The 4787-nt window shown below is 51.6% G+C and carries 2 protein-coding genes and 1 pseudogene; 2 read left to right on the top strand and 1 reads right to left on the bottom strand.

From position 1 onward, the window contains the following. On the top strand, positions 1-3183 hold a 3183-nt coding region (locus tag SGI98_04485), incomplete at its 5' end, for a UTP--glucose-1-phosphate uridylyltransferase (GenBank protein ID MDZ4742661.1). A 33-nt stretch (positions 3184-3216) separates the two neighbouring features. Here SGI98_04485 and SGI98_04490 read toward each other — a convergent pair. Further along, positions 3217-4400 (bottom strand): annotated as a pseudogene (locus SGI98_04490) (ATP-binding protein). 184 nt (positions 4401-4584) lie between these two features. Here SGI98_04490 and SGI98_04495 point away from each other — a divergent pair. Then, a partial coding sequence (locus SGI98_04495) for a hypothetical protein (protein ID MDZ4742662.1) occupies positions 4585-4787 on the top strand: 203 nt, incomplete at its 3' end.

A 4787-nucleotide genomic window follows, 5' to 3' on the forward strand; every position in this document is an offset into this window, starting at 1 on the left:
ACCTTGGTCGATATCATCTCTTCCCAGGATGAGACCGTCAGAAATTCCTCCCTGGAGGACTTCTCGAAAACCGCCAGTCTGGACTTGCTCCTGGCAGCCTCTGCCGAACTCGAAAGCTTCCGTAAATCCAGCCCAAATCTCTATGAAAAAGTCCGGGCCCTGATGTTCCAACACGCCCTCTTCCGTTATTTTGCCCCACACAAGCTGGCAAAAAAAACAGAAGGCCTTGTTCCCCATGAAGGTTATGAGAAACTTTTAAACCGCCGGTTTGAGGAGGCTATCAGCTTTTTCAGGAATACCATGGCGGACACGGGTGAGACGGATGCTGTATTCAGTGCCTTGGCCGCTGCCTACCACGGATTAGCCTTCCAGACATTGGCCGACCAAGTCCGGCGCAGTGTCAAAAGTGTACGCGGTAACCAGTGGATGTTCCGCATCGGACACCCGCTGGATCAACCACTTCGTTTCCAGGGCAAATTACTCGAGCGCGACTCCGCAAGCGGGCTTTATCCGGTGCTCCAAGAGCAAACACCTGTTCGTATGGACCTCTCGCACAGTGCGTGGAGCGACATTTTCTTTTTGGGCATGGATTTCCCCCAAGGGGCGAAAGTGCTTAATATCTCGATCGACCTCGGTGTCCATGGCCGGGATAAGGCCCCGCGCCCCCCGGTCGAGGCTTATCTCCGGGTCATTGATAAACCTGTCCTGCGCCTGACGAGTATCGACCTCGGGGCCACAGCGGAGATCAGTGACATAAATGAAGTCTTTGACTTTGCCCGGGATTACCTCGGGTTACTCAAGGCTGCGGTCATCGCCTCGGGCTTGATTCCTTCCGGCCTTGAGGGGTCAAATGTTTCCTTGGCTGATCTCTTTGGCCAAATGATCGCGCCCGGCCACGGCCTCGAAATCGTCAGTAACGTGAATAATATCCCGAAAGGCTCACGTCTGGCCGTCTCGACTAATCTCCTCGCCGCCCTCATCTCGGCCTGTATGCGGGCGACCGGCCAAGCACGTCATCTCACGGGCGAACTCTCCGACGAGGAACGCCGGATCGTCGTGGCCCGAGCAATCCTCGGGGAATGGATCGGTGGCTCCGGGGGCGGCTGGCAGGACTCCGGAGGCCTTTTCCCCGGTATCAAACTTATTACGGGTGAGGACAGTGCCGAGGGTGACCCTGAATACGGGATTAGCCGCGGACGACTCATGCCCAAACACCATATCCTCGGGCAGGAAGCCGCCAGTGACATCACACGCCGCAAATTGCAAGACAGCCTCGTCCTCGTCCACGGTGGCATGGCGCAAAATGTCGGCCCGATCCTCGAGATGGTCACGGAAAAGTATCTCCTCCGCTTGAAGGAAGAATGGACCGGACGCCAGGAAGCCATCGCTATCATGGATACGATCCTCGATGCCCTCAGGACGGGGGATATTAATAAAGTCGGCGAGACCACCACTCATAACTTTTTTGGTCCCCTACAAAAAATCATCCCTTGGGCCAGTAATGCTTATACGGAAACCCTCATTGAAAAAGTCAAAAGGGAATTCACCTCAGACTTCAAAGGATTCTGGATGCTCGGCGGGATGGCTGGGGGCGGGATGGGTTTTATTTTTTCTCCTGAACGTAAGGCCGAAGCGCAAATTGCCCTGCAAAAAATCATGCAGGAAACCAAAGAGGAATTCGAAACATCCCTCCCCTTCGCCATGGATCCGGTCGTCTATGACTTTGCCATTAACTCCCACGGCACCTACGCCACTTTGCTCACGGGTGCATCCTCACAGTTACCCGGCTTGGCCCAAAAAACCGAGGCAAAAAATATCGCTAGTGCCGCTGATAATCAAAGGGCCCTGGAGAAATTATTAAAAGAAAATGGATTTGACCCCGAGCTGCATGAGCAGATCAGGAAGGATTTAAAATCCGGACAAATCGGTCTTTCCCATAACCGCCTGCCAGCAGACACAGTCATTGAGGATGTCTGCGATGAAGATATCGACGATGCCCGCGGACAAATCGCGCCCGAGATCATCGCCCTCGGTGAGCAAGCCCTGCGTGCGGGTGAAGTCGCCGTCATTTCCCTCGCCGCCGGAGTCGGCAGCCGCTGGACCCAAGGGTCCGGGGTCGTCAAAGGCCTCCATCCCTATTGCAAATTCCACGCACGCCACCGCACTTTTATCGAAACCCATCTGGCCAAAAGCCGGAAGACCTCCGCGCAATTTGCGTGTGACATTCCCCATATTATTAGTACCAGCTACCTGACCCACGGGGCGATTGCCCGTTTTCTCGAACGGCAGAAAAATTACGGTTACCCCGGCCCGTTACTCCTGTCTGAAGGCCGCAATATCGGCTTACGCATGATCCCGACGGAGCACGACCTGCGTTTCGCCTGGGAAGAAACCAGTCATCAGGTATTAGATGTACAAAAACAAAAGGTCCGCGAGAGCCTCAATGCCGCCCTCATCAACTGGGCGAAAACCACCGGTGAAACTAAGGATTACACGGACAATTTGCCCGCACAATGTCTCCACCCCGTCGGCCACTGGTTCGAGATTCCTAACCTCCTGCGCAACGGTACCCTGCACAAATTACTCGCTCAGCGGCCTCAACTAAAAACCTTGATGCTGCATAATATCGACACCCTCGGCGCAAATTGCGACGCGGGACTCATCGGCCTGCACCGCAAACGGGGATCTGCCCTGACCTTTGAAGTCATCAGCCGTCGCATCGACGACCGTGGGGGTGGCCTCGCCCGCGTCAATGGACAGGTGCGCCTGGTGGAAGGCCTAGCCCTGCCGAATGAAGAGGCGGAGTTCCATCTGCGTTATTATAACTCCATGACGACATGGATCGAGATCGATCCGTTATTGGCGGCCTTTGGTCTGAACCGGCAGGATTTGACTAATGAATCAAAAGTGTCAAAAGCCATCCGCGATTTCAGTGCGCGTATGCCGAGTTACATTAGCCTGAAGGATGTAAAAAAACGCTGGGGCCAGGGCCAGGAAGACGTATTCCCCGTGACCCAGTTTGAAAAGCTCTGGGGCGACATGTCCTCGTTACCCGACCTGAAAAATGGTTTTGTCGTCGTGCCCCGTTTCCGCGGCCAACAGCTCAAAGACCAAGCCCAACTCGACGGCTGGCTGCGCGACGGCTCCGCCGCTTACGTCGACTCCTTGTGTCAGTGGGGGTAATAATTTAAACAGTCTCCATGATCTGAAAAAAACTCAGTCGATACCATGATGCATGACTCTTTTCATATATCTGTCGAAGAGAGGAACAGTAAAACTATTATCTCCATGAGAGGGACTATAAATCATACCTTTATTGATCAGTGACGCTCTAATTGAAGCCACGCTTTGGACTTCTTTATGGAGTGACTCTGCAATATCTCCTGATCGATGAGGCCCCGGCCCTAACTCCGCCATCGCTCTCAGATATTTTTTTTCTAAGGGTGTGAGACGGTCAAATCTCACTCGAAAAAAGCTGGCATCCAAGTCGGATATAGCCAATTCACTGGCCGTCTGGACATCGGCCAATGTAATGGGTGACTGATCGGCAGATTGCCAACTATGCTTTCCCCATTCCTGCAAAAAGTAGGGATAAGACTGTGTTGGCTTTAATATCTCCACCAATGCCTCCTCCTCAAAATCCACCGCGAGTTCTTTTGCCGGTGCAATGAGAGCCATGCGAGCATCTTTTTCGGTTAATGGCCCGATTTCAGGAAACTCAAAAAGCCTCTCTGCGTATGATTTTACCCGCCCCGCCTGCCCTACTAGTTGCGGCAAACCCGCGCCAATCAAAGCGATGGGCAATTGTCGCTGTGTACATTTATGCAAAGCGGTTATCAAACATGCAAATTGCTCTTCCTCAACATATTGGAGTTCATCAATAAAAAAACCAATGCAGTCTTTTTTTCTTTTGCCGCATTTCCTACCTGTGTAAAAAGATCAATCAAGTCATTTTCAAGATTGCCGGTATCAGCCAGACCACTCTCACTCCCCAAATCCAAACCAAACTCGATATCTTTATATTTTAATTTCATCGCTGAAACAAAGCCGCCCAATGTCCTGAGAGCTTTTTTTGCCATATCCCCCGCACCTGCCATTTTATCCAATTTCAAGAGAGCCGTCCTCAATGGTGGAATCAGCAAGGCCGGAAGACTGCCTTTTTCTGGCGCTTCAATTGCGACCACAATCATCCCTTTGCCTTCTGTATCCCATGCGATCCTGGTCAGGAGAACCGTTTTTCCGACCCCCCGTAATCCTACTAGCAACAAACTCCGGGAGGCTCTTCCTTCGCGAAATCGATCAACGGCAATAGAAGCTTTTTCAATAATCTCATCACGTCCTGCCAACTCGGGAGGCAACGTGCCAGCACCCGGCGCATATGGATTTGTTCTTGGATTCATATATACTTAATTTACTATTGTTTATTGGATTTTGATAAACTGCATTAATATTCTTATACTCTGTCAATAGATTAAATTCAATTACCCCTATCATCAACACCACGGTGTCTAAGAATGGGAGTCAGTGGCTTCTCCATCTTCAGCTATGCGAGCCACCTCAGCGCTCCTGTGCGTCCGTGGGTAAATGGGTCGTGCGGGAAGACGATGGCAATCAGAGGAAAAATGGGCAGCTCCGCTCTCTGAACTTTCTGCCACTTCAGCCATTCAACTTGGTCCTGATAACTTTTCCCCCTTTCTCATCGTATCCTTCAACATCCTTACGACCACAATTCTGAAATCTCATATGATCAGAAAGAAAGTTTTAACAGCCAAAGCCAAACAAATTGC

It is taken from the genome of Verrucomicrobiota bacterium (assembly GCA_034440155.1).
In the GTDB taxonomy this organism is placed as follows: domain Bacteria; phylum Verrucomicrobiota; class Verrucomicrobiia; order JAWXBN01; family JAWXBN01; genus JAWXBN01.